This window comes from Nitratifractor salsuginis DSM 16511, from assembly GCF_000186245.1.
Classification (GTDB): domain Bacteria; phylum Campylobacterota; class Campylobacteria; order Campylobacterales; family Sulfurovaceae; genus Nitratifractor; species Nitratifractor salsuginis.
In genome coordinates, this window is sequence record NC_014935.1 from 1,297,679 (window position 1) to 1,322,414 (window position 24,736).

Below are 24,736 nucleotides of genomic sequence, written 5' to 3' on the forward strand. Positions count from 1 at the left end.
CTCACTTCTCCTCCGCAACCTTGATCTTGCCCGTCACAACCTCACTGATCAGAGCAGCTCTATACTCTTTTTGCAGTGCGATGATCTTTTTAGTTTTTGCTATTTTTTGGTCTATTGTGGTAAGTTTTTCGTCAATAAACTTTACAATTGTATCCATCTCTTTCTGAGGAGGTAATGCAATAAAAAAATTATTTAAAACATTTATTGTCAACTGATTTACAGTGGACGTAAGAAACAATCCTGATTGGCCATTAAAAACTTGCGAATTAAAATATTTGGAAACAAACTTATAATACTTAGTTCTAAATACAGTCATAAAAGCACCAAATGTATTTCCCACCATACTTTCATCGATTGTAATATTTTTTCCAATCAGATTTCTGCTACCATTTCTTGAACATATTAAAATATCGCCTTTTTTGAGTTAAAGTAAAGTTTCGTGTGGCTATTTGGGGCCATTTCCCAGATAGTCAATGATCAATTTTCTCTTGAGATCCTGACTGATACCCCTCCTGTGAACTTTGAGAAGATCTTTCAATGGAGAGAAGACTCCTCCATCGAGTGTATTAGTAGTATTGGGGATTTTGAGTTCAGGATATCTCCGGTAGGTATAAAGCCAAGGAAGATGCCTTCTGAGACTGCGATAGGCGGAACGTAACCGTTTGTGTTTGTAGTGCCAGCCCCGTTTGGAATCATCTGGAACCTTCTCATCGAAAAAGCTCTGATGTCTGCTGAGCCAAGCATCCAGAAGAAGAGTGAATCTCCTTTGAGTGACCTTTCCCAGATAGCCTCCTATTCTCTTGAGATCTATTGAGGCTTTCATCCTTGGACTTCGAGTCAGATAACGGGTCAGAATGGCTTGTTGGTGAAAGTGGCACATTTGAACAGGGATATCTCTAAAGAGCCCAAATAATCCAGGTTTCCCATCGGTAACGACCGCTTTGATCTCATAGCCCTTTGCTTCGATGCTCTTTTGAAGCAGTAGGTACTCTTCCAGGGTTTCAGACGTGATGAAGCGGTATGCGATCACTTCCGATCTATGGGGATCTTTTGCGACAAGTACACCGAATTTATCCTGACGTTTCCCGAAAAAGGTGGCATCTATGACCAGGACGACAGGTCGGGGATGACGTCCTCTTACAGAGGGTCCGTATTGATGGATTCTCTCTTGAATCCAGGCACGGGAATGCCCATATTCTTTGGCCAGTTCCTTGAGTGTCTTTCGGTGATAGAAATACTCTTCAAAAAGGCGGCGAGTCAATCGTCTCTGACGCCTCGAGGAAGAAAAGGTCCGACGGCATTCAAGGCAATAGTAGCGTTGTATTCCACGGAAGTGACCGTACTTTTTTGTGTGTCTCGAATCGCAATAGGGACACTTTTTTACAAGCCATCTGTAAAAAAGTCCTTTTTAAACCCCATATTACCGAAGTTCTTAAAGGTTTTTAGACACACGTTTCTTTACTTTAGGTCCCTTTTTTCAATAATAATTTTTCTGGAATACTTGTTTCTACATAAACACAATCTTTAAGACTCAATTTATTATTTTGTATATTTGATGATCTTAATACCAATTTCCCAGATTTATCATATACAATTTCTTCAGGTTTATATGTTAAATCAATAATTGCTTCACCAATAAATTTTAATCGCTTCACATCCCAATGCTCCGGTATCTCCCCAAGCCATGGAATACCGCTCTTTTTCATCGGAACATCGGGGTCGATTCCTTTGGTGACGGCATAGTTAATGACGGCACGCTTCTCCTCTTCATAGAGATCAAGCAAACGCTCTTTCTGGGCGATCAGCGTATCGATCTCTACTGTTTTCCGATCAAGAAATTTTGCGATGGTTTGTTGTTCTTTAATATCTGTTGGAATTGCAATATTTTCATTAAGATAACTTCCTATATCAAGATTTTGAATTCCAGTTGTCTGTTTGATAGATCTAGTATTAACCCTAAAAGAATACAAGGCTGTGAAATAATACAGGAGAAACCTATTGTCGATCATTTTTTTATTGGTGAATAGTTTTCCTATAAAATTAGAATAAACTGCTCTTTCATCCAAATCATTTTGTATAACACGACCGACAGTTTGTTTCTCGCCTCCTCCTGATTTCTCGATAAGAAGATCACCAAAGTTGAGCTAAAGCGGCTTTTCGGGTTGCTAAAAACCTTTCAGAACTTCGGTAATATGGGCTTTAAAAAGGACTTTTTTACAGATGGCTTGTAAAAAAGTGCCCTGTATGCGGTTCCCGGCAGACGAAAAAGAATGGGAAAAGAGCTGGAATTCAGCGCTATTTATGTCTAAACTGTCGGCATAGTTTTTCTTCAAGTAGACGTCCCTCCAGAATACAGAAACAACTCTTTAATGCCTACTTCTATGAACACCAAACGCGCAAAGCCTTATCTCGGACCTATCATAGAGATCGGGTGTGGATTCAACGTCAGATTCATAGCTATGAACCACGAAAGAGCTTAGCTCGTCCCAGACCGATCACGCTGGTTATCGATGCGACATTTTTCGGAAAACGGGTCAAAGGCTTTGGTGTACTTGTGGCCAAGGATGTCCTGAGTGGCCAACCGGTAGCGTATCGTTTCATTCAAACTGAAACGCTTTTTGAATATGCAATGATCCGGCAAAACCTTCTCGATCAGGGCTTTGTGATTCAGGCAGTGACCGTCGATGGGCGACGGGGATTATTTGGGCTCTTTGCCGACCTTCCGGTTCAAATGTGCCATTTCCATCAACAGGCGATATTGACCCGTTATCTAACACGCAAACCTACCTATCAAGCCTCCAAGGATCTCAAATGTATCGCCTCCTATCTTGGCCAGACAACTCTCTGCCGTTTTCGCTATATGCTGGAAGCCTGGCTTCTACGACACAGGAAATTCTATGAAGAGAAAACCCCGGATGATTCTCCACGTGGATGGCATTACACCCATGATCGACTCCGCTCGGCCTATCGAAGTCTTGAACGCAATCTTCCTTATCTCTTCACCTACAAAACCCACCCTAATCTTGACATCGCCAATACGACCAATGCACTCGATGGTGGACTTTTCTCACCGCTGAAATCCTTATTGAAAATCCATCGGGGTATTGGAGACTCTATGAAGAAGAAACTCATCACTGATTTCCTAGAAAAAGCAATGAAATAGCAACCCGAAAACCCGCTTTAAGTCCCAAAGTTCAATACCTTGGAATGAAGTTGGTTGTCATCTATATTTCTTATAGTTAAATTGCTTTTGTCGACACCTAAACTCTCCATATCAAAATCTGCAACACGTATACAAATGACATCATTTTCATCATTTTGAGCTTCAGAACCCCAAACGCCATTACTTGTTTTAGGTATCAGGGTTTTTAATCTATAAATCACCCAATGCTCCGGTATCTCCCCAAGCCATGGAATGCCGCTCTCTTTGTAATGATTGTACCGAGTCATAGCACTCATCACATCTTCTCCTCTTTGCTCTCTACCCACAACGTACGCGCTTTCCAGTCCTCTGGAAAGCCCATATTGTAAAGCGGAACATCAGGATAGGCAGCAAGCAGTCGCATCAGCTCACCGCGAAAATCATACTCATCTCCATCGATCGCCTCAAGCAGATAGCGGATCATACTCAGAACAAAAAAGATTTTGCGGTTGTTCAGTCCGCTAAAAGCAGGGTTCCCGCGAGGAACCATAGGGCGAATCGCCAAGAGTTTGTTCCAGGTACGGGCATGATGGGCACAGAGGTTGCGCACATAGGTCAGCGAATGCAGCCATCCCGCCAGGACTTTGGCATTCAGATTCACCGAATCAGCGATTTTTTGTTGTACCGGGGCTCTGAGATTGCCATAAAGCCGAGAAAGCGTACTAAAAGAGATCACCTCCACCATCATCCACACCGGCAGATAATCTCCATCATATTTCGAGAAAAAATGGGTGACAAAAACCTCTTTTGAGCGATCCACATCCCGTCGTATCGCCTCCAAGATCGAAGCGTGTTTTTCCAAATCGTGCATTTTGGCGCTCTTGGTATAGCCAAAGGCTCCCAGAGTAGGTTCCATCGCTGTGTGATAGGCATACGTCGTACGGAAATAGACTTCAAGCTTTTCCATCGCATAAAAGATAAGATTGCGAAGCTTTTTATCAAAATAGTAGAGGCGTATCACCTGTTCAAAAGTCGTTCCCTCTCTGAAGCAGTGCGATGCATCATCCTGAAAAAAGCGCATATAGGCACTGAGACGGTAATAATTGATTTGGGCGAGCTTTAATTCAGCGTAAGCAGAATTGGGAACGATCAGCCCTCTCTCTTGGAGCAGGTGAACTTGTTCTGAAAAAGTTAATGGGGATTTCGTATAGGAAAGCTTCATAAAATCTCCCCGATTTGCACATTGCCAAAGGCAAGAGGTGGAGGAGATATGTTGAGACTATTATACAATACCAGTGCACTAATGTCAAGTCCATTGACCTGATCAAGTCTCATTGAAGCACCTGTCTCTCTAGTTCTCGACTACTCTCCTCCAGTGCCAAAATATCAGCCCTGATAGCATCGAGTGAGCGTAAGGGTTTGAACTCGTAGAAATATTTGTCGAAGTTGATCTCATAGCCTATTTTTGTTTTGCTCTCATCGATCCATGCATCGGGCACATGAGGAAGCACTTCTCTTTCGAAATACTCCTCAATGCTCTGAGGCACCAAGTTCCCCTCTTCATCCTCGCGCAAAAAGGGGATGTTTTCTGTATCTCGCAGCTCTTTGTCGGGCTTGGGTCTGCCCTTGGTATCTGTGACGATATTACCGGCTTCATCTCGCAAGGGTCGCTCTACCGTCACGCGCCAATACCCGAAATAGTCATTGGGGAAGATCTTGACAAACTCTCCTTCCTCAAACTCACCGTAGAGCTTCGTGATGTAGTTGATCCCCCGTTCATCATCATTAGTCGGGATCCGCTTTCGCTTGTCTCCCAAACTGCGAGGCATCTTCTCCCAAAAGCGGTTGAAGTCTCTTTTGCCCTCTTCCATCAGTGCTTCATCTTTGCTGCCTGTGGCGTTGATGAGTTGGATCTTTCCTCGGCACTTTGCATCTTTTTGGTTGTTTAGCACCCAGATGTAGGTTGCAATGCCGGTATTGTAAAAGAGCTGATCTGGCAATGCCACGATCGCTTCGAGCCAGTCATTCTCGATAATCCATCGGCGGATGTTACTCTCTCCGCTTCCCGCCTGACCGGTAAAGAGCGGCGAACCGTTAAAAACGATGCCTATACGGCTGCCTTCAGGCTTCATCTTGGAGATCATATGTTGTAAAAAGAGCAATGAACCGTCGTTGATCCTCGGCAGCCCGGCCCCAAAGCGACCGGCAAAGCCCAAATTTTCATACTCGGCTTTAATCGTCTTGGCTGCCTTTTTCCACTCAACCCCAAAAGGAGGATTGGAAAGCATATAATCAAACTTCTCGTCTCTGAGACCATCGACGGTAAAAGTGTTTCCAAATTTGATATTGGATGGATTCTCCCCCTTGATCAACGTATCAGATTTGCAGATGGCATAAGACTCCGGATTGATCTCCTGCCCGAACAACTCCAACTTGGCATCGGGATTGAGCCTTTTGATGTGATTCTCCCCGATAGAAAGCATCCCGCCCGTTCCGCACGCAGGGTCGTAAAGTGTCTTGACGATACCCTCTTTGAATATCTCCCGATCACTGTTGAAAAGTAGATTGACCATCAGTTCAATCACTTCTCTGGGTGTGAAGTGTTCACCGGCTGTCTCGTTGCTTTGCTCGGCGAATTTACGAATCAACTCCTCAAAAATATACCCCATCTGCATACTGTCCACATCGTCAAAAGGCATCTCGGCAAAGGCTTTGACCACCTGATAGAGTAGATCTGATTTTGGGTCATCCATCCGATCGATCTGATCGTCAAAATTGAAATACTCGATGATCTCTCGAGCATTGGAAGAAAATCCATTGATATAATTACGCAGATTCATCGCTACATTATTGGGGTCAGCGACAATTTTCGCAAAGTCAAAACGGCTTCGATTGTGAAAGTTGTAGCCTGCAATCTTGTTGAGATAGAGATCTTTGGCATTCTCAGACATTTTCTCTACACGGGGCAATGCGGCAAGTACCTTTTCTTTCGTAGGTGCCAGTACTGCATCGAGACGCCGCAGCACCGTCAGAGGCAGAATCACTTTACCATAGTCGGAACGTTTATAATCACCACGCAACAACCCGGCAATATCCCAGATCAGGTCAGCTTTTTGTTTGAAATTCGTCATAAATGTACCTTAGTGAATTCAATATAATATAATTGGTTTTATAAACTAAAATTATTGCTAAAAGTCAAAGCTGCTTACTCAGCTCCACATTGACCGTCCCGCTCGAGCCGACACTAATCTCTTTGGCGACGCGGATATTCTGGGGGGTGTCATAACCGCACTCCTGACCGCAGCGGACCACACCGATGAGATAGTAGCGTCCTGCCGGCACACCGTAGAAGGCGAAGTGCCCCGTCGCGTCGGAAGTGGTGAAGCGGAGGTAATTGAAGAGCCGCGGATCGGCCTTGTCCATTTTCCGTCCGCCCAGGTAACTCTGCTCATACCACTGGCGGGAATAGCTGGTGACCGGATTGAGATAGAGGCGGGTCTGTTTACCGACGATGCGCTGACCCGAGGCGGTCACGACATAGATCGTCCCGGAGACCGTCGCATTGCCGGTGCGTGCCAGGCGATTGTACTCTTCCTGGGGAAAGGGGATACGGGGAACCGTCCCCTCGCTCTGGACTGTCGTATTGAGGTCCGAAACATCCACGGTGCTCTGCTGCGTGCCACTTCCCGATTCGCCGTTGAAATTGGGAAGGATCAGCTCCTGATGCACACAGCCGCTGAGAGCCAAGGCAAAAAACAGCGCAGCCAGACTCTTGAGAATTTTTGACATCGGCTTTCCTTTTTTTTCAAATATATTGATAATAATCTATGTTTTTGACAAGATCGTGTAATGCGCATAATTATACCCCAAGAAGATTAGAGGGGATAAATGGAAAGAAATTTCTACTTCCCCAGACAGAATTCACCGAACATTCGGTCAAGTATCTGTTCACTCTCGTAGGGGCGTGTGATCCGGGAGATAGCCTGGACCGCCTCCTGGATGTGATAACTGAAAAACTCCAACTCCCCCTGTTTCAGCGGTGCGACCGCTTCCCGAATCTGACGGGCGCACTCCTCCACCGCTTCGATCTGGCGTTCCGAAGCGAGCATGAGCTCCTCATCCTGCCCCAGCGCGTCCAAACGCCTCTGAAGCTCCTCCATCAAATGGCTGAAGTCGCGCCGGGCGCTGATCTCCAGCGGATGAAACTTCTCCAGACGCGGCTCCTCCAGACGCCGGGGCAAGTCGGTTTTGTTCAGAGCCACGATGAGCTCTTTGTCCCGGAGGGCTTCGATCCGCTCGAGAATCCGCTCATCTTCCCTCTCCCAGGGACGGGAAGCGTCGAAGAGGGCGATGACCACCTCCGCCTCTTCCAGGGAAGCCAGGGAGCGTTCCACTCCGATGCGCTCCACCCGGTCTTCGGTCTGGCGGATGCCTGCGGTGTCGATGATCCGCACGATATGCGAACCGATACGGATCTGCTCTTCGATGGTGTCCCGGGTCGTGCCGGCGACGTCACTGACGATCGCCCGCTCGTAACTGAGCATCGCATTGAGCAGAGAACTCTTGCCCACATTGGGCTTGCCCACGATCGCCACGCGAAAGCCTTCGATCAATCCCCGGCGCCTGCGGCTGCTCTGCACGATCCGCTCCAGGGAATCCTTCAACTCCACGAGCTGCGCCTCCAGGCCCCGGATCAGATCCTCGGGGATATCCTCCTCGGCATAATCGATCATCACCTCCGAATGGGCCAGGGCCCGCAGAAGCTTTTCGCGGCTCTCCTCGACAAAACGCCCCAGCTCCCCTTTGATCTGCCGAGCCAGAATCCGGGCCGCATCGGCACTCTTGGCTTCGATCATCTTGGCGATGGCTTCCGCTTCGCTCAAGTCGATCTTGCCGTTGAGAAAAGCCCGCTTGCTGAACTCTCCCGGTTCGGCGAGGCGTGCCCCATGACGACGCGCGCTCTCCAGGATCTGCTCCGCCACCACCAGGCCGCCGTGGACCTGGAACTCCACGATCTCCTCCCCGGTGTAGGAGTGGGGAGCCTGAAAACGCAGGACGATCCCCCGGTCGATCAGAACCCCTTCGGCATCGAAGAGGTCACAGAGCTGGGCATATCGGGGGGTGAAGGTAGCTTTGGGAGCGATCTTGCGGGCGATGTCGAGGGATTGGGGGCCGCTGAGGCGGATGATGGAGATGGAGGCGACACCGTGAGCCGTGGCGATCGCCGCGATGGTGTCGTTCATTTCCTGCGGCTGTTGAATTCGTTGATGAGGACGTAGCGTCCGCCGTCACGCTGCCGTTTGATGGCGACATACTTGTCGGGGAACTCCTCTCTCAGCTGCTCCAGGGCGATCTGCACCAGAATTCCGTCCAGAGGGCGGGTGCGTCCCCACCCCTCCTGACGGACATGCTCGATCACCGGCTGGATATGATGGCGGATCATCTCCTGCTGGGTCGAGAGGAACTGGGCAACCTCCAGTTTGACGAAGAGGCCGTAGCTGCTGTGGATCCAATTGTAGAGCAGATAGGAGAGCGCATTGTAGCGGTACCCCTCTTTGCCGATGAGCAGCGCCGCATCCTCTCCGTCGAGGAAGATGTAGGCAGTCCCCTCCATCACATCCACTTCGACGGTGTCGATATCGAAGCAGCTCTGCTCCATCATATCCCGGATCGTCTCCTCTATCTCCCGGGCCAGGGCCTCTTCACTCTTTTCCGTCTCGGATCCGGCTTCCTGAGCCGATCCTGCCGACTCTTCGGAGAAGAAACGGTCGAGGATCTCTTCGGAACTGTTCGCTTCCTCTTCGGTCTCCTCGACCTCTTCTACCGCCTCTTCGACGGCCGAAGGGGCTTCCTCCTCCTTCACACTTACCGGCTCTTCCCGTGCCGCTTTGGACTCTTGCTTTTCGGGAACAACTGAAGGTTCGGTGTACGGCGCAGCTTCGGATGCGCGGGGCTCCGCCATCGCGACGATGATCGCCGGCTTGGAAAAAAGTCCCAGAAATCCTTTGCTGGGATACTGGACGATCTCATATTTCAACTCGGTCATAGAACAACCGAACGTGTCACAGGCAATGCGGTAGGCGGCTTCGAGGGTGGGGGCTTCGATCTTTTTCACGACAGCCTCCTCAACTCTGTTTTTTCGCCGCTTTGAGCTTGGCCTTGTGCTTATCGTAGACCCGGTTGATGTAATACTGCTGGGCAATGGAGAGGATGTTGTTGGTCAACCAGTAGAGCACCAGACCCGCAGGGAAGGTCAGGAAGAAGAAGGTCATAATGACCGGGAACCATTTGAAGATCTTCTGCTGCATCGGATCGGTCATCGTGTTGGGAGTAATGTGCTGCTGGATAAACATCGTCACACCCATCAGGATCGGGAGAATAAAATAGGGATCCTGCCGGGAGAGGTCGTGGATCCAGAGGATCCAGGGAGCCCCCTGGAGCTCGTCAGCATTGAGCAAAACTCGATAGAGGGCGAAGAAGACCGGGATCTGCAGCAGCATCGGCAGACACCCGCCCATCGGGTTGGCACCGTGCTTCTTGTAAAGCGCCATCATCTGCTGATTCATTTTGGCGGGATCGCTTTTGTACTTCTCTTTGATCTCTTTCATCTTGGGCGCGAGATCCTTGAGCTTCTGCATCGAGAGGAGCCCTTTGTAAGAGAGGGGGAAGAGCACGAGCTTCACCAGCAGGGTAAAGAGAACGATCGCCCATCCCCAGTTGCCGACAAAATTGTAAATCGCCAGCATGATCCGGAAGAAGGGTTTGGCCAGGAAAGTAAACCAGCCGAACTCGATGGCATCGGTCAAACGGGGATCGAGACTCTCGAAGAGTTTCCACTCTTTGGGGCCCACATAGCCGTGGAGTTGGAGGCTCGAGTCTGTCACGACAAAAGGAAGGGGATCTTTTTTCTCGTCGGGAGTGATGATGACGGAAAAAGGCTTTTTAAAATCGAAAAAGAGGGACGCGTAATAACGATCAAACGAGGAGAGAATCGTCGCATCGGGGATTTTGACAGTCTGATCGGCCTTTCCATCCTCGACGGTCGTGATGACCCCCTTGGAGTTACGGACCAGTACACCCCGAACGATCATATAGCGGGAGTGATCGGCTTCGGGGCGGTGGCCGGTGGTGATGAAGTAGGGAACCTTGCGGCTGAGCTCGACCTTCAGGTCATAGTGCCCTTCGGGATAGAAGGTCAAAGTCTTCGTAAGGGTAAGTTGGGGAAGCTTCTGAGTCAGAGTCAGGACCGCTTTGCCTGAACGGGCATCGAGGGTGCCGGCAGAAGCGCTGTAGGGAACTTCGAAAGCCGCTTTGTTGATCGCAGGGTCTTTGAAACGCACTTCCAGGGGCCGGGTGCGCTTGGGATCGATGAGATCCAGAGGCTTCCCGTCATCCTGGCGATATTTGGGCTCTTTGAGCACGGCACTGACGATCCGGCCGAACTGGTCGAATTTCAGCGTATATTTTTTGGTTTCGACGGTGCTGATGACTTTGTCCACACTGACCGGCGCAGCGGTCTGGGCGGCGGGTGCGGTACCCGCCGAGGCTTCGGGGGCCGTACCGGAAGCGGCAGGTGCCGGGGCCTGGGGAGCCTGAGAGTGCTGAGCGGCCTGAGCGGAAGGGGCGGCGGTGCCGTTTTGATCCACCGTCGCTTTATGTTGGGGCATCAGATAGCTGAAGCCTATCAATATGACGAAGGAGAGTACGAGAGCGATCATCAACCGCTTATTCATATCCATCTGTTCCAAAATAGTGCCTTTGAGAGTAATTTACGAATAGGGCGGGATTATACCCTCTTTTGGATTACAATTTTATGGAGGATCGAAGCTGAAATATGGGGAGGGTTTTAGAGTGGGAGGAAATTCAGGAACGGACGGCACGTCGCGCTGAAGGCTGAATAGCCCCGGAGCGTTCCAACGCCTTGCTCCACGCCTGTTGCAACTCTGCGTACTCTACGTCGAGGATCGCCGCTTTGGCCACCAGAATGTAACTTCCGGGCCGATACTCGGCGATCCGTTCCTGAAAGAGCGCTCTAAGGCGGCGTTTGGCACGGTTGCGCGCGACCGCTTTGCCTACCTTTTTCCCGGCGACGAAGGCGACACTGTATCGCGAGCCCTTTTGGTAGAAAAGGACAAACCAGGGAGTGTGCCATACCTTGTCGGCGCGTCGGTAGACCCGGTCGAAATCACGCTGCTGCGTGATACGCTGGAATCGGTTTAGACGGCCAATCTTTTTCTACCTTTGGCGCGGCGGGCATTGATAACCTTGCGGCCGTTCTTGGTTTTCATACGGGCACGGAAACCGTGGGTTCTTTTTCTGGGAGTGTTGTGAGGTTGATAGGTTCGTTTCATTTGGATATCCTTTGAATAGTCATTTCTCCATCCCTTCTCAAAGGGGAGGAGGGAGAAAAATATGGACGGGATTTTATCGGAAAAGAGCTTAATGAGAGATGATAGAGTCAGCAGGGCAAAACCCGCCTTCATCGCCGATGCCCACCTGGGGAAACTCGCCCGCCATCTGCGCTTCGGCGGTTGGGATACCCTCTACTTCCCCTCGATCGCCGACGGGGAATTGCTGAACCTGGCACGAATACAGGAGCGGATCCTGCTGACCCGTGACCGGGGGATCCACCTCGGAAAGGGGGTTCGGCTTCATCGCCTCGAGGCCGAAGAGCTTCTCCCCGCGCTAATAGAGTTGGCCGAAACCTTCGACCTCGCGGATACCTACGATCCCTTCACCCGCTGTATGGTTTGCAACACTGAGCTCCAGCCCATCGAAGCCGATGCAGTAAGAGGCAAAGTCCCACCCCTTGTCAGCCGACATTTCCACACATTCAAAACCTGCCCCCATTGCCAGCGCATCTACTGGCCGGGCGACCACTACCAAAGAATGCTCGAAGAGTGGAAAGAGATATTCACCCAAGTCCAAAACAAGTAAGCACCACCAAACTACCTATTCCCCCGAACAGCTATTCTCCATTCTCAATTTTCAATTCTCCATTATCCGGTTACTCATTACTCATTACTCGGTTGCTCGGTTATTCAATTACTCTAACCCTCCCCTTGCTCCGCCGCACCAGCGTGTCCCTTCGGAGCCACTCCTCCAGGAGCGCCCGGCGCTCCGGTTCGGGCATCCGCGCCTCTTCGTAATAGCCCGCCGCTTTGCGCTGGCGTTCCGCTTCGTAGAGGATCAGCGCCGCGGCGACGGAGATGTTGAGGCTCTGGACCATCCCGTGCATAGGGATGATGACCGAATGGCTGGCCTCCGCCAAAACTTCGGGAGAGACCCCTTCCCTCTCGTTACCGAGAACCAGCATCGTGGGACGGGTATAGTCGACATCACGAAAATCGAGGCTGGCCTCCTCCAGATGGGTCACGACGATCTGCATCCCCTCCTCCCGTTTTTTCCTCAAAAATTCGGCACGCTCTTCATAAGGGATTCGGTGACGGCGGAGCCAACGATGGGCCCCCTGGGTCACCAGGGTATGGACGGGGACATGTTGGGGATTGTTGCGGGCATAGAAGATATCCAGCACTCCGACGGCATCGGCGGTGCGGATCACCGCCGACATATTGCGGCTGTCGTGGACATCATCGAGAAAAATTTGCAGGCAGGGTTGTTTGGCCGCCAAAAGCGCTTCGATCCGCGCCAGACGTTCGGGAGTAACCAATCGGGTAAGTCGCTCTTTCACCTAGGCTCCGATGCTTGATTTTTTCGAAGGAACGGAGTAAAATTGCGCTCCTTCTACGCTGATATAGCTCAGCTGGCTAGAGCACTTGATTCGTAATCAAGAGGTCGCGGGTTCGAGTCCCGCTATCAGCTCCACTTTCATCTTCTTTTATTACTCTAGCAATCATTAGACCATTATTTTTGTTATGGAGCTTTCATTCGATGGCGACAAAGGAGCACCCAACCCCACAGGGGCACTTTTTAGCCGTCTCCTTTGCCTTCGGCAAAAACGGAGCGTCGTGCGGAGCTACCGACTCAAAGCAGTTTGAGTCGGCTTTACACTCCTCCTGTTTGCGACTGCCAGAGTTATCGAGTGAAAGCTCCACCTGATATGAAGAAAATTCCTACCAATATATTAAAGATCCTGTTCGATCACTTTCTTGAATTCTCCGAAATAGACCTCTTTGAGCTTATCCAGAGGCATTACCACATCGTTGACCTTCAGTTCTTCACCGCCGACGGTACCGATGGGTTGGACTTTGAGCCCCAGGTCCATCGCCAGACGACCGAGCTCCTGAAGTTTGTCGGGAGCCACTTCGAGGATCGCCCGGCTCTGGGTCTCGTCGAAGATCCAGCGGCTGTCGGGGAAATCGATCTTCACATCGGCTCCCTTGCCGCTGCGGGCCGCCATCTTGGCCAGAGCGATCGCCAGGCCGCCGACGTTGACATCTTTGGCGGCGCTGAGGAGCTCTTCTTTATTGGCCTGGGCCACCAGCTGCCAGAGCCGCGCTTCAGCGGCGTAGTCGATATCAGCCAGGCTGCCGGCGATGGCTCCGCAGACCTCTTTCATATAGAGCGATCCGCCGAATTCCCCTTTGGTCTCGCCCACCAGCACCAGGGTATTGCCCTCCTGCTGGAAATGGCTCGGCAGGACCCGGTATTCGCTGTCGTTGACGCCAACCATCGCGATGGCGGGGGTGGGGAAGACACTCACACCGTTGGTCTCGTTGTAGAGAGAGACGTTGCCGCTGACGACGGGGGTCTCCATCTCGCTGCACGCCTCTTTGATCCCTTCGCACGCCTGGGCGAACTGCCACATCACTTCGGGGTTCTCGGGGTTGCCGAAGTTGAGGCAGTCGGTGATCGCCAGAGGCCTGGCGCCGCTCATCGCGACGTTGCGCCCACTCTCCAAGACCGCCAAGGCTGCCCCTTTGAAGGGGTCGATATAGCAGTAACGGGGGTTGCAGTCACTGCTCATCGCCAGGGCGACGCCGGTCTCTTTGACCCGGATCACGCTGGCGTCCAGGCTGCCGGGGTGCTTCTCGGTATTGGTCTGGACCATCGAGTCATACTGCTCGTAGACCCATGCCTTGTCCACCACCTCTTCGCTGGCGACGAGCTTCTCGAAAGCTTCCTGGTTTTCCACCCGGTCGAAATCGTCAATCGTAACTCCGGCGATCTCGTCCAGGTAGGCGGGGCGCTTGGTGGGGCGGTCGAGGATCGGCGCCTCTTCACTGACGGGGTCCACCGGGACATCGGCTACCTTTTCGCCGTGCCAGAAGAGCTCCATCCGTCCCGTATCGGTCACTTCCCCGATCACGGCGCAGTCGAGATCCCACTTCTCGAAGATCTCCATGATCTTCTCCTCGGTCCCTTTGCGGGCACAGATGAGCATCCGCTCCTGGGATTCGCTGAGCATAAACTCGTAGGGAGTCATTCCCTCTTCTCGGGCGGGGACCTTGTCCAGATGCATGATCATCCCGCTGCCGCTTCGCCCCGCCATCTCGAAGGAGCTGGAGGTGAGCCCTGCTGCCCCCATATCCTGAATCCCGATGACGTAATCGGTCTTGAAGAGCTCCAGGCACGCCTCGAGCAGGAGCTTCTCGGTAAAGGGGTCGCCCACCTGGACCGTGGGGCGCAGCTTTTTGGACTCTTCGGTGAAACTGTCCGAGCTCATCACCGCCCCGCCCAGGCCGTCGCGGCCCGTTTTGGAGCCCACATAGATGACCGGGTTGCCCACTCCTTCGGCTTTGCCGTAGAAGATCTCGTCGGCTTTGGCCAGCCCCAGGCTGAAGGCGTTGACCAGGATGTTGCCGTTGTAGCAGCTTTCGAAGCTCATTTCGCCGCCGATGGTGGGGACCCCCATACAGTTGCCATAGCTGCCGATTCCCTCGACGACTCCACGAACCAGATGGCGCTGGTAGCGCTCGGTCTCCCCTTCGCCGTCGATATCGCCGAAGCGCAGGGAGTTGAGATTGGCCACGGGGCGGGCTCCCATCGTAAAGATATCACGCAGGATTCCGCCGACTCCGGTCGCAGCCCCCTGAAAAGGCTCGATATAGCTGGGGTGGTTGTGGCTCTCCATCTTGAAGACCGCCGCCATCCCGCCGCCGATATCGATGACTCCCGCATTCTCACCCGGCCCCTGGATCACCCAGGGGGCTTTGGTGGGGAAACCGTTGAGATACTTTTTGGAAGATTTGTAGGAGCAGTGCTCCGACCACATAGCGCTGAAGATCCCGATCTCCACCAGATTGGGCTCACGTCCGAGGATCTGTTTGATATGCTCGTAATCTTCCCGGCTCAGCTTGTGGGCGGCAAGAACCTCATCGATCTTTTCCAGGGCTTGGGTGCTGCTCATTGGATTCCTTTGGCATCGTAGGTAAAAGTGGGGATATTTTACTCAAAAGGGGCTAAAGGGACAAAGGGGGAGTAAATTGAGAATGGAGAATGGAGAATTTGGATCTTGAGAAATGAGCAACCGAGTAACCGAGCAACCGAGCAATTTAGTAACTAGTAATTTTTATCCGCTGCCATAACGACCAACGACCAACGACCAACGACCAACGACCAACGACCAACGACCAACGACCAACGACCAACGACCAACGACCAACGACCAACGACCAACGACCAACGACCACGCCGACGATTTAATCCAAAGGCTGTATAATATTTCATCACAGCATCAGAGGAGACGCATGGGTCGATCGTCCGTAGTTCCGTGCCGGAGTATGGCGGTGGAACAGATAAGGCACGGTTTGGAGTTGACGCAAAAGCTCCAGATCGCATCCATCCTCTGGGGGGAGCCCCATACCGGCAAGCGCACCCTGGTCTATGAGCTTTTCCCCGAGCTTCCCACCATATCGGGCCGTGACGAAAAGGGGCTCCTCGCGACACTGGAGCGGGAGCAGGCACTCATCATCACCGAGTTCGAAGCGGTCCACCGCCCCTCGGAGCTCGATTTCCAAAACAAGCGGATCATCGCCATCGCCGATCAAAGCATCGAAGCGGCTCTTCTGGATGAGAAGTTCGCCTTCATCTACCGTATGCCCCCGCTCCGTGAGCGGCCGGAGGATCTGGAGGTGCTTACGCGCCACTTCGCCGAAGAGGCCCGCCGGGATCTGATGCTCTCCGAAGCGATCGCCCCCCGGGAAGCCTATCTCGACCTTACCGAGAACCTCCGATCTCTACGGGCCTCGATCTACCGAGATATGCTCCTGCAATCCCTGGATGCCGAGGAGCTGGAGCGGGCTCTGGAACACCATTTCGACACAAACCTGGAGGGCAACAATGCCTATCGGGAGAATCTCGGACTCCTAGAGCGGCCTCTGCTTCGCGCCGGATTGAGGAAATACGGCTCCCAGCTCAAACTCGCCGAGGCCCTGGGGATCAATCGGAACACTTTGAGAAAGAAACTGCATGAGCATCGAATCGATTGATTGGCAATTCATCCTCGAAAGCGACATCTCCCCCCTAATCGTCTTCGATCACAAGGGGCACATCCTCTGGCTCAACGAAGCAGCGGAGATCCTGCTGGGTTACACCGACCACAAGGAGCTCTTCAAGCTGGCACTCACCCACGCCCCCAAAGATTTCGGCCATCAGACGATCCTGAGGGAGCTTCACTACCGCCAGTTGAACTTTTACGCTTTTCAAGTCGCCTACAACTCCGAAGAGTGGATCGCCCTGCGTCTCTACTACCGGCCCAAAGCCCACGAAGAGCGCCACATCGACCCCGACAGGCTTCTTCCGACCAACCTCAACCTCCTGCTCGAAGCGGCCATCGGGATCTTCCGTATGGAGTATGACCGGCCCCTGAGTCTGCTGGTGGATCAGGAGCTTCCCGAGAGCCGCATTGACCAGAACGGCTTTTCCAAACTCCTGCGCAAAGTCCTGGAGAGCTTCCGGGAATCGGAGCGGATCGATGGCTCCTTCAAAATGACCCTGGGGGAATTTATCCGGATCGACGCCAAGCGCTATCCGGTGCTGCGGCTCATCCTCCGGGGAGATCATCGTCTCATCGAGGGGGATCCCGACATAGAGCGGCTGGCCGATTCCCTGCAGATCTCCGCCTTTCTGGAGCCCGATTCGGTAACGCTGGATATCCCTTTTATCCGATAAGCGTTTCCCGAGAAGATGGGGCGTGCCATCGAGGAGCCGAAAATCGATGCCCCGGCAAACCCTTTCAAGGGAATATCTCCACACTCCGGTAGAATTTTATCTATGAAAAGAAAAGTATTGATTCTCCTGGGCTCCGGCCTCTTTTGGATGCAGGGGTGTACCAGTATCGTCACCGCACCCATCGATGTGGCCAGCTCTGTCGTTGGGGCGGGCTTTCATATGGTCGGAGCGGCCGGCGGAGCCGTCGTCGATACCGTCAGCGGCGGCAAAGACGAGGAGTAACAAAGGCTATATGAACCTGGTGAGGCGACTTTAGTCGTACAATAAACAGCCCTTGAATTGAAAAAGTGTTTTTCAGCGACTGAAGTCGCTGCCCCTCGATACGGTAGTTTTTCCGGGAAAGAGTCCCCTATTTCACCGAAGCCAGTTTTCGCCGCATATAGGCGATCTTCTCCTGCAGCGGCAGATTCTTCGGACAGTGGTCTTCACAGGAGAGAAGGCTCATACAGCCGAAGATCCCCGCATCATCCCCCACCAGTTCATAGAAGTCTGCATCATTGCGCTCGTCGTGGGGGTCGGCCTCGAAGCGGGCGATCCGATTGAGCCCCACCGCGCCTACGAAATCCGGCCGCATCAGCGCCGTGGCGCAAGCGGCCACGCAGATCCCGCACTCGATACAGCGGTCCAATTCGAAGGTGGCATCGGCGCGATCGGGCTCCACCGGAGCTTCGATGCGACTGTAGTTTCGCTCCTCCTGCTTATGGACCCAGCTCTCCACCCGGCGGCTCATCCGATCCATCCATTGCCCGGTGATCACCGAGAGATCTTTGATGAGCTCGAAAGCCGGCATCGGCATCAGGCGGATCTTCCCCTCCGGGTAGTCGGCGGTGCGGGTCCGGCAGGCGAGCAGTGGTTTGCCATTGACCATCATCCCGCAACTGCCGCAGATGCCCGCCCGGCAGACAAAGTCGAAAGCCAGGTCCGGGTCCAGATCCTCCCGGATCATATTCAGGGCCACGAAAAGGGTCATCCCGGGGGTTTCCCGGATCTTGTAGGTAGCCAGATGAGGCTTGGACTCGGGATCGGTGGGGTTGTATTTCAATATTTCAAAGGTCAGCTCCCGCCCCTCGCTCTGATCGCTCGTTATGATCTTGGTCTTAGGCATATCCCACCCCCAGGCGTTCGTTTTTGGCTTTGTAATCTTCCGGCAGCTCGAAGGGCATCAGCGCCTCCTGAATTTCGAAGCGATCTTTCCCTTCGGCCTCCAGTCTCTTGCGGATGGCTTCCACCTCCTCCTGACGCTTGGCCGAGAGGGGATTTTCGATGATCTGCCCCTTGCGCCCGTAGCCCCGGAAGGCGGGGGGCATCTCCATTTTCATAATCTCCAGAGCTTCATAGTCCACCTCGGGAAGGGTCGCTTCGGGATCCCTCCAGCGCACCAGGGTCCGTTTGAGCCAATGGAGATCGTCACGCTTGGTGTAATCCTCCCGGTAGTGGGCCCCGCGGCTCTCCGTGCGCAGCAGCGCTCCGTAGGCGACGCTGATGGCGATCTTGAGCATCCTGGGGACCCGGTAAGCCTGTTCCAGCTCGGGATTGGCTTTGGGGCATTTGTAACGCACCGATACCTTTTGACTTATTTTGAGCAGCTCCTGCAGCTCATCCACCGCCTCTTGGAGCGTATCGCCACTGCGGAAGATCCCCACTTTTTCATCCATAATGACCTGCATTCTTCTTTTGATATCGAAGATGCTCATCCCGTTCCGCTCCGGGCGTGCCAGGATCGAACGCATCTGCGCCTCTTCCCGCTCCATAGACTCTCGGACCAGCCGGGTATTGATCCGCAGCTCTTCTCGGCGGCAATAGTCGGCCATATAGCTGCCGACGATCATTCCCGAGACCACCGTCTCCGCCACGGAATTGCCCCCCAGGCGGTTGAAGCCGTGCAGATCCCAGCAGGCCGCTTCCCCGCAGGAGAAGAGCCCGGCGATATCGGGGCTCTCTCCGGTGGGTTTAGTGTGGATGCCCCCCATACTGTAGTGTTGGGCCGGGCGCACCGGCAGCCACCCCTTGGGGCCGGGGTCGGCGGGGTCGATGCCGTTGAAGGTCATCGCGATCTCCCGGACATCCCGGAGGTTCTTTTCGATATGCTCCCGCCCCAGGATGGAGATATCCAGCCAGAGATGCTCCCCGAAAGGCGAAGAGACCCCCTTGCCCTTGCGGATATGCTCCATCATCCGCCGACTCACCACATCGCGGCTGGCCAGATCCTTCTTCTCCGGTTCGTAATCGGGCATAAAGCGGTGGCCATCCACATCCCGCAGCACCCCGCCGTCCCCCCGGCACCCTTCGGTGAGCAGAATGCCCGACGGGACGATGGGGGTGGGGTGAAACTGCACCGCCTCGGGGTTGCCCAGGGCCGCCAGACCCGTCTCCAGCACTGCCGCCTGGCCGGTCCCCTCACAGATGACCGCGTTGGTGGTGGTGCGGTAGATCCGCCCCCAGCCTCCGGTGGCGATGCAGGTCGCCTTGGCCACATAGGCTTCGATCTCCCCGCTGATAAGATCCCTCACGATCCCTCCGTAGCAGCGCCCCTCCTCCACGATCAGGCGCAGCAGTTCCTTGCGCTCGTGGATCTCCACCTCATCCCGGATCGCCCGGTTGGCCACCCCGTAGAGCATCGTATGCCCCGTCGCGTCGGCGGTATAGCAGGTGCGCCACTTCTTGGTCCCGCCGAAATCCCGGGCGTTGATCAGGCCGTGGGCCTCTTCCTTCTCCACGATCGTAGTGCGCTGGGCATTGATGACCACTTCCCTGGGGCCTTTGCGCACCCGGGTCCAGGGCACCCCCCACTCCGCCAGCTGACGGGTCGCCTTGGGGGCGGTGGTGACGAACATCCGCGCGACGACCTGATCGCAGCCCCAGTCGCTCCCTTTGACCGTATCGGCGAAGTGGACATCCTCGTTGTCCCCCTCGCCCATCACGGTATTGGCCAGGCTCGATTGCATTCCCCCCTGCGCGGCGGCGGAGTGGGAGCGTTTGACGGGGACCAGGGAGAGGACGATGGTATTGAGCCCCTTTTCCTGCGTCTGCACCGCCACCCGCAGCCCTGCCAATCCCCCCCCGATCACCAGGGCGTCACAGTAATGGATCTTCATAATACATCTCCCCTATTCTGCATCGCGGATGGGGTGTAACGCTCTCCGTAGCTTCCCCGATGCTCCCGGCCGATCTGCCAATAGGTCGCCAGCGCGGCATAGGCCATCAGGGAAAAGAAGAGGATCGCTCCCCACATCATCTTTTTGTTGCGTCGTCGCCCCGCTCTGGGCCGGGGGCCTACGGCGATGCCCCATTTGACGCTCAAGCGGTAGAGACCCACCATCGCGTGGATCACCACCGCAGCGATCAGCAGGGCATAAAGCACTCCGTAATGTTCACTGTATATCCGGTCCGCCGAAGCGTAGGGGCCGATCTTGTCGGGGATCGCCACCATCGTCCAGAGATGGGCCGAACCGAGGAAAAACATAGCGAAACCTGTCCCGGCCTGAAGCATCCACAGAATCGTATCGGTATGCCCCATATGGGCGGCGTGGGTCTTGAGCATCTTGTATTCGCGGTATTTGTAGGGGAATTTGCGCATCGCCAAACCTGCGTGGACGATGAAAACGAGAAAGATCAAGGCAGCGGCGATCGACACCAGTGCCGGTTCGGGTTTTTCCAGGAAGAGACTCCCCTCGAAGAGCTTCGTCTCTTTGTACATCGCCTCTTTGCCCAGGAGGATCGACGACGTGAAAAACATATGCCCGATGATGAAAAGCCCCAGGATCAATCCCGTGATACTCTGCCACCGGTCCAGCAGCGCCGGCATACGGCTTTTGGTCCCATCCGCCCTCTTACCCAGATACCCTTCGATCAGATCGCTCACCACGGATCCTTCTCGTCAATTTATCTTATGAAAAAGTCTATCCTTCCTTATCTTGCACAGGTCTTAAATATTACGTGAATTTTCACAAGAGATGCTCTTAAGTTATAATTCGCCAAATTTATCTCCGGAGAACCGATGTTACGCTTTGCACCTCCCCTTGACAGGGATCTCAATGTCAACGATCTGCGGATCGCCCTGATCAACTATATCGTCTCCCGACAGCGCAATGAGGGTTTCATCCTCCGCTTCGAGGATCTGGACAGAACCCGGAACATCGAAGGCAAAGAGCAGGAACACGAACGCCTCCTACAAAAGTTCGCCCTGCAGCCCGATCAAACGGTTTACCAGAGCGGCCACCCGGCCCGCTATCAGCGTCTGGCCCTTCAGTTGCTTGAATCGAAAAAGGCCTTTCTCTGTATCTGCCGCGAAGAGGATCTGCAACAGGAGCGCCGGGAAGCGGCCCGGCAAAACCTTCCCCATAGCTACAGAGGGCACTGCCTGGATCTTCCTCCCGAAGAGATCACCCGCATCAAAGAGGAACAAATCCCCTTCACGATCCGACTGCGCAAACCTGCCCGGCCCGTCACATTCACTGACCTTTTACTCGGAGAGCAGCAAAGCGAGCCCCACGAAGTCGACCACTTTCTCCTCCAGCGTGCTGACGGAACCCCCACGGAGGATTTCGCCACGGCCGTGGACGATCTGATGGAGGGGGTCACCCTGGTGATCCGCGATGAGGGGCATCTGACCCCCCATACCGCCCGGGAGATTTACCTGCGTGAAGCATTGGGAATGGAAAGTCAGATCGCCTACCTCCATCCGCCCACCCTTCGCGATGCGGAGGGCAAAAGGCTCTCCCCCCACGACCGGAGCGCAACCCTCTTCCATCTGCTCGAAGAGGGCTTCCTCCCTGACGCCATCATCAATTACCTCCTGACCCTGGGGATCGACGCTCCCGGGGAGATCTTCACCCTCCCCGAAGCGGTGGAGTGGTTCGATCCCAAACTCCTCATAGCGGAGCCGGCCCGCTTCGACATACAAGAGCTTCGGCGCATCAACCGTGAGCATCTGCAGCGAATGGACGACCTGGCCCTCTCCCGCATCTTCCGCTTCGCCGACCGGGACATCGGGCGTCTGGCGAAGCTCTACCTGGATGAGTGTGCCACCGTCAAGGAGCTGGATGAACGCATCAGTGCGATCTTTTCCCCAAAAAGATGCGATGGACCCCAGGGAGAAAGGATGCGGAAGCTCTCGGAGCTGATCCGGCGTGCTCCCATGATCGAAAGCTACGAAGATTTCGAAGCCTACCTGACGGCCCAGAGCGCTCTGGAGGGGGAAGAGCTTCGCACACCCCTGCGCCTGCTCATCACCGGTTCGCCAAAGGGCCCGAAACTGGATAAAATCTATGAAACTATAAATCCCTACATCACGGAGGTCGCGAAATGTCAGCCCTGATCTATGCTCTGGTACAGGTAATCCACACTGTCATCAATCTCTATATTTGGATGATCATCATCGCCGCGGTGCTGAGCTTCGTCCAGCCCAATCCCGCCAATCCCACCGTCCGCTCCCTCATTTTCGGGCTCTATCGCCTCACCGAGCCCGCCTTTGCCTGGGTTCGGCGCAAGATGCCCTTCGTGGTCGTGGGAGGGATCGACCTCTCCCCCATCGTGATCCTGCTGGCTCTGCAGTTTCTCGATGTCTTTCTCCTGAGGCTCGTCTTCGGATGAGAGCGCTCTTCGCACTCTTTCTGCTGCTCCTGATCCCCCTGGGGGCCAAGAGTTTCAGCTACGCCCAGGTCCATTCCCTCCCCCAGGGTGTGGAGAAGGATTACTACATTTGGCGCTTCATCCGCCAAAAGAGTACCACCAAGGCCCAGGCGCGGCGAATCATCCGCGAAGCTTCACGGATCAATCCCAACCTCAAAAAGGCTTACCGCCGCAAGACCGGACACAACCCGCCGATCCCTCCCCGGCCCAAACCGAGCCTGAGCCCCCGACAGAAGCAGGAGTTGGAGCGCAAACTGGCGATCGCACGGCAGGTGCTACGATCCCCCGATCCTCTCTCGGCCTGGCAAAAGCTCGACCCCGAGATGAAGCTCTTCGTCTTCAAGCACGCCGGAACCCGGGGGCGCCGCACCCTTGATTATAAGATAAGCGAAGAAGAGTGGCAGGAGCTGAGCCGCTATCCCGATGCCAACCTGATGCTCTATTATCTGCGCCGCGACCGGCTCAAAAAGCTCTCCCGCATCCTGCGCTACAAGCCCGCCCAGGACAACCGTCTCCGCTACGACTATCTGATGCGCCTGAGCTTCGAAGCGCTCCGACGCGGCGACGAGAGCCTGGCGGAGTACGACTTCGCCCAGGCCGCCCGACGCGCCCGCAAGCGGGAGTTGGCCGACCGGGCCCTCTTCTGGGCCTGGAAAGCGGACGATGACCGGGACTACCTCAAAAAATTGGCTAAGAGCTGGGATATCAACCTCTACACCCTTGCCGCCCGGGACGCCCTGAAGATGAAATACGACCTGGGGATCACCCCCGAGCTTCCCCGGGGGCATGTCCCCGGATTCGATATCCGCGACCCGATCCAGTGGCACAGCCTCAAACAGAAGATCTTCGATCCCCACAGCGACCTCGAGGCCCTGGCTCAGCGTTTCAAAACCGACGAGACCGTCGGCCACTACTGCTACATTATGACCAAGGCCGGGCACGACAAGCCCCAATACTTCCCGATGCCCTACCGGGATTTTATGAAAAAGCTTCCCGTCAAGCGCCAGGCGATCCTCTATGCCATCGCCAGACAGGAGAGCCGCTTCGTCCCCGCCTCGGTCTCCGGCTCCTTCGCCCTGGGGATGATGCAGATTATGCCCTTTTTGGTCGACCATCTCCAAAAGGTGCGGCACGAGCGGATCGACTATGACGATCTCTTCGACCCCATCACCGCCCTCAAATACGCCAATACCCATATGGATTATCTGACGAGCTGGCTGCACCACCCTCTCTTCGTCGCCTACGCCTACAATGCCGGTATCGGCTTCACCAAGCGCCTGATCCGGCGCAAAGACCTCTTCGAGAACCGGAACAAATACGACCCCTGGATCAGTCTGGAACGGGTCGCCAACTATCAGGCAAACGACTACGGCAAAAAAGTCCTCACCAATTACGTCATCTATCTCAACAAGCTGGGCTATCCCATCCGCCTCACAGACCTGGTCTCCGTGCTCCATCTGCCCCGTTATACCGACGAGTTTCGCAAAAGACGAAAATGATACGGCGGCTCAAGGACAGCACCCTCTCCCAGGGCCTCACCCTGCTCATCAACAGCCGCATAAAGAGCTACGGAAAAGTGCTCAATCTCAAAGTCGACAGTAAGCAAAAAAACATCGAACTCGAAATCCTGCTCAAAGGGGAGAAAGAACCGATCCAAGTGACGGTGAACGAATATGAAGTGATCGAAGAAAAGGGGCATTGGTATCTTCTGGCACAGGAGATCGTCACTTCCCGAGAGTGGATCAATATTGTCGCAGAAAATTTTCTCAAAGGGCAGCGTTTCGAGATTCCCGAGCAGTATGCGAAGATGTTGAAGTTAGTGCTCTGAAG

Annotated in this window: 24 protein-coding genes, 1 tRNA gene and 2 pseudogenes; 10 read left to right on the forward strand and 17 right to left on the reverse strand. The window is 54.0% G+C overall.

Annotated elements, in window-relative coordinates; all coding sequences use genetic code 11:
• Position 1: 1 nt before the first annotated feature.
• From NITSA_RS06560 to NITSA_RS06570, 3 genes and pseudogenes are all read right to left on the reverse strand, one after another.
• The gene (locus NITSA_RS06560; RefSeq protein WP_042203828.1) at positions 2-343 is read right to left on the reverse strand and encodes a restriction endonuclease subunit S domain-containing protein; all 342 of its coding nucleotides are present in this window, start codon (positions 341-343) and stop codon (positions 2-4) included.
• 102 nt (positions 344-445) lie between these two features.
• Positions 446-1,366: pseudogene (locus NITSA_RS06565) on the reverse strand (IS256 family transposase, variant Zn-binding type); the annotation flags it as partial.
• 97 nt (positions 1,367-1,463) lie between these two features.
• Positions 1,464-2,123 (reverse strand): restriction endonuclease subunit S, encoded by a 660-nt coding sequence (locus NITSA_RS06570; protein WP_083799860.1) that lies wholly within the window; start codon positions 2,121-2,123, stop codon positions 1,464-1,466.
• Between the two features lie 122 nt (positions 2,124-2,245).
• Between NITSA_RS06570 and NITSA_RS06575 the strand changes: the two are divergent.
• A pseudogene (locus tag NITSA_RS06575) lies at positions 2,246-3,163 on the forward strand (IS256 family transposase, variant Zn-binding type); the annotation flags it as partial.
• 17 nt (positions 3,164-3,180) lie between these two features.
• Here NITSA_RS06575 and NITSA_RS06580 read toward each other — a convergent pair.
• The 9 genes from NITSA_RS06580 to rpmH form a co-directional block, all read right to left on the reverse strand.
• Positions 3,181-3,462: a hypothetical protein gene (locus tag NITSA_RS06580; protein WP_148224953.1), complete on the reverse strand. Its 282-nt coding sequence runs from the start codon at positions 3,460-3,462 to the stop codon at positions 3,181-3,183.
• Positions 3,459-4,364, reverse strand: coding sequence for an Abi family protein (locus NITSA_RS06585; RefSeq protein WP_013554239.1), 906 nt, complete (start codon positions 4,362-4,364; stop codon positions 3,459-3,461). Before NITSA_RS06585 ends, NITSA_RS06580 begins: the two co-directional genes overlap by 4 nt.
• 109 nt (positions 4,365-4,473) lie before the next feature.
• Positions 4,474-6,273, reverse strand: coding sequence for a type I restriction-modification system subunit M (locus tag NITSA_RS06590; RefSeq protein ID WP_013554240.1), 1,800 nt, complete (start codon positions 6,271-6,273; stop codon positions 4,474-4,476).
• 64 nt (positions 6,274-6,337) lie between these two features.
• Positions 6,338-6,931 carry a peptidase associated/transthyretin-like domain-containing protein gene (locus NITSA_RS06595; RefSeq protein ID WP_013554241.1) on the reverse strand — a complete coding sequence of 198 codons (594 nt, stop codon included), beginning with the start codon at positions 6,929-6,931 and terminating at the stop codon, positions 6,338-6,340.
• Positions 6,932-7,044: 113 nt separating this feature from the next.
• Positions 7,045-8,385, reverse strand: a complete 1,341-nt coding sequence (mnmE, locus tag NITSA_RS06600) for a tRNA uridine-5-carboxymethylaminomethyl(34) synthesis GTPase MnmE (protein WP_013554242.1) — start codon at positions 8,383-8,385, stop codon at positions 7,045-7,047.
• Entirely contained in the window at positions 8,382-9,257 is an 876-nt protein-coding gene (locus tag NITSA_RS06605; RefSeq protein ID WP_013554243.1) for a Jag N-terminal domain-containing protein, read from the reverse strand. Before NITSA_RS06605 ends, mnmE begins: the two co-directional genes overlap by 4 nt.
• Positions 9,258-9,267: 10 nt before the next feature.
• Complete coding sequence (yidC, locus tag NITSA_RS06610; protein ID WP_174254515.1) at positions 9,268-10,881, reverse strand: membrane protein insertase YidC; 1,614 nt, start codon at positions 10,879-10,881, stop codon at positions 9,268-9,270.
• Positions 10,882-11,005: 124 nt separating this feature from the next.
• Positions 11,006-11,371, reverse strand: a complete 366-nt coding sequence (gene rnpA, locus NITSA_RS11125; RefSeq protein ID WP_013554245.1) for a ribonuclease P protein component — start codon at positions 11,369-11,371, stop codon at positions 11,006-11,008.
• Complete coding sequence (gene rpmH, locus NITSA_RS06620; RefSeq protein ID WP_013554246.1) at positions 11,359-11,493, reverse strand: 50S ribosomal protein L34; 135 nt, start codon at positions 11,491-11,493, stop codon at positions 11,359-11,361. The genes rnpA and rpmH overlap by 13 nt, the downstream gene beginning before the upstream one ends.
• A 91-nt stretch (positions 11,494-11,584) precedes the next feature.
• On the opposite strand from rpmH, the gene NITSA_RS06625 reads away from it, so the two are divergent.
• On the forward strand, positions 11,585-12,079 hold the full coding sequence (locus NITSA_RS06625; RefSeq protein ID WP_042203839.1) for a Mut7-C RNAse domain-containing protein: 495 nt from the start codon (positions 11,585-11,587) through the stop codon (positions 12,077-12,079).
• 100 nt (positions 12,080-12,179) lie between these two features.
• Here the strand turns inward: NITSA_RS06625 and NITSA_RS06630 are convergent, their stop codons facing one another.
• Positions 12,180-12,833, reverse strand: coding sequence for a TrmH family RNA methyltransferase (locus NITSA_RS06630; RefSeq protein WP_013554248.1), 654 nt, complete (start codon positions 12,831-12,833; stop codon positions 12,180-12,182).
• A gap of 57 nt (positions 12,834-12,890) precedes the next feature.
• Between NITSA_RS06630 and NITSA_RS06635 the strand changes: the two genes are divergently transcribed.
• Positions 12,891-12,967, forward strand: a tRNA-Thr gene (locus NITSA_RS06635).
• A gap of 259 nt (positions 12,968-13,226) precedes the next feature.
• On the opposite strand, the gene purL is transcribed toward NITSA_RS06635, so the two are convergent.
• Positions 13,227-15,452, reverse strand: a complete 2,226-nt coding sequence (purL, locus tag NITSA_RS06640; protein ID WP_013554249.1) for a phosphoribosylformylglycinamidine synthase subunit PurL — start codon at positions 15,450-15,452, stop codon at positions 13,227-13,229.
• Between the two features lie 340 nt (positions 15,453-15,792).
• Between purL and NITSA_RS06645 the strand changes: the two genes are divergently transcribed.
• The 3 genes from NITSA_RS06645 to NITSA_RS11295 all read left to right on the forward strand — a co-directional run bounded on the left by NITSA_RS06645 (position 15,793) and on the right by NITSA_RS11295 (position 17,497).
• Positions 15,793-16,533, forward strand: coding sequence for a helix-turn-helix domain-containing protein (locus NITSA_RS06645; protein ID WP_013554250.1), 741 nt, complete (start codon positions 15,793-15,795; stop codon positions 16,531-16,533).
• The gene (locus NITSA_RS06650; protein WP_013554251.1) at positions 16,514-17,215 is read left to right on the forward strand and encodes a PAS domain-containing protein; all 702 of its coding nucleotides are present in this window, start codon (positions 16,514-16,516) and stop codon (positions 17,213-17,215) included. The genes NITSA_RS06645 and NITSA_RS06650 overlap by 20 nt, the downstream gene beginning before the upstream one ends.
• A gap of 102 nt (positions 17,216-17,317) precedes the next feature.
• Positions 17,318-17,497, forward strand: a complete 180-nt coding sequence (locus tag NITSA_RS11295) for a hypothetical protein (protein ID WP_148224954.1) — start codon at positions 17,318-17,320, stop codon at positions 17,495-17,497.
• Positions 17,498-17,624: 127 nt separating this feature from the next.
• Here NITSA_RS11295 and NITSA_RS06655 read toward each other — a convergent pair whose 3' ends face one another.
• Genes NITSA_RS06655 through NITSA_RS06665 form a run of 3 tightly spaced genes read right to left on the reverse strand, consistent with a single transcriptional unit; the run spans position 17,625 to position 21,137 of the window.
• Complete coding sequence (locus NITSA_RS06655; RefSeq protein WP_013554253.1) at positions 17,625-18,380, reverse strand: fumarate reductase iron-sulfur subunit; 756 nt, start codon at positions 18,378-18,380, stop codon at positions 17,625-17,627.
• The gene (locus tag NITSA_RS06660) at positions 18,373-20,370 is read right to left on the reverse strand and encodes a fumarate reductase flavoprotein subunit (protein WP_013554254.1); all 1,998 of its coding nucleotides are present in this window, start codon (positions 20,368-20,370) and stop codon (positions 18,373-18,375) included. Before NITSA_RS06660 ends, NITSA_RS06655 begins: the two co-directional genes overlap by 8 nt.
• Complete coding sequence (locus tag NITSA_RS06665) at positions 20,367-21,137, reverse strand: fumarate reductase cytochrome b subunit (protein WP_013554255.1); 771 nt, start codon at positions 21,135-21,137, stop codon at positions 20,367-20,369. The genes NITSA_RS06660 and NITSA_RS06665 overlap by 4 nt, the downstream gene beginning before the upstream one ends.
• Before the next feature lie 135 nt (positions 21,138-21,272).
• Here NITSA_RS06665 and NITSA_RS06670 point away from each other — a divergent pair, with 135 nt between their 5' ends.
• From NITSA_RS06670 to NITSA_RS06685, 4 genes are read left to right on the forward strand one after another with little or no spacing between them, the layout of a single operon-like run.
• The gene (locus tag NITSA_RS06670; RefSeq protein WP_013554256.1) at positions 21,273-22,592 is read left to right on the forward strand and encodes a glutamate--tRNA ligase; all 1,320 of its coding nucleotides are present in this window, start codon (positions 21,273-21,275) and stop codon (positions 22,590-22,592) included.
• On the forward strand, positions 22,580-22,867 hold the full coding sequence (locus NITSA_RS06675; protein WP_013554257.1) for a YggT family protein: 288 nt from the start codon (positions 22,580-22,582) through the stop codon (positions 22,865-22,867). Before NITSA_RS06670 ends, NITSA_RS06675 begins: the two co-directional genes overlap by 13 nt.
• On the forward strand, positions 22,864-24,405 hold the full coding sequence (locus NITSA_RS10905) for a transglycosylase SLT domain-containing protein (RefSeq protein WP_013554258.1): 1,542 nt from the start codon (positions 22,864-22,866) through the stop codon (positions 24,403-24,405). Before NITSA_RS06675 ends, NITSA_RS10905 begins: the two co-directional genes overlap by 4 nt.
• Positions 24,402-24,734 (forward strand): hypothetical protein, encoded by a 333-nt coding sequence (locus NITSA_RS06685; protein ID WP_013554259.1) that lies wholly within the window; start codon positions 24,402-24,404, stop codon positions 24,732-24,734. The genes NITSA_RS10905 and NITSA_RS06685 overlap by 4 nt, the downstream gene beginning before the upstream one ends.
• Positions 24,735-24,736: the final 2 nt, after the last annotated feature.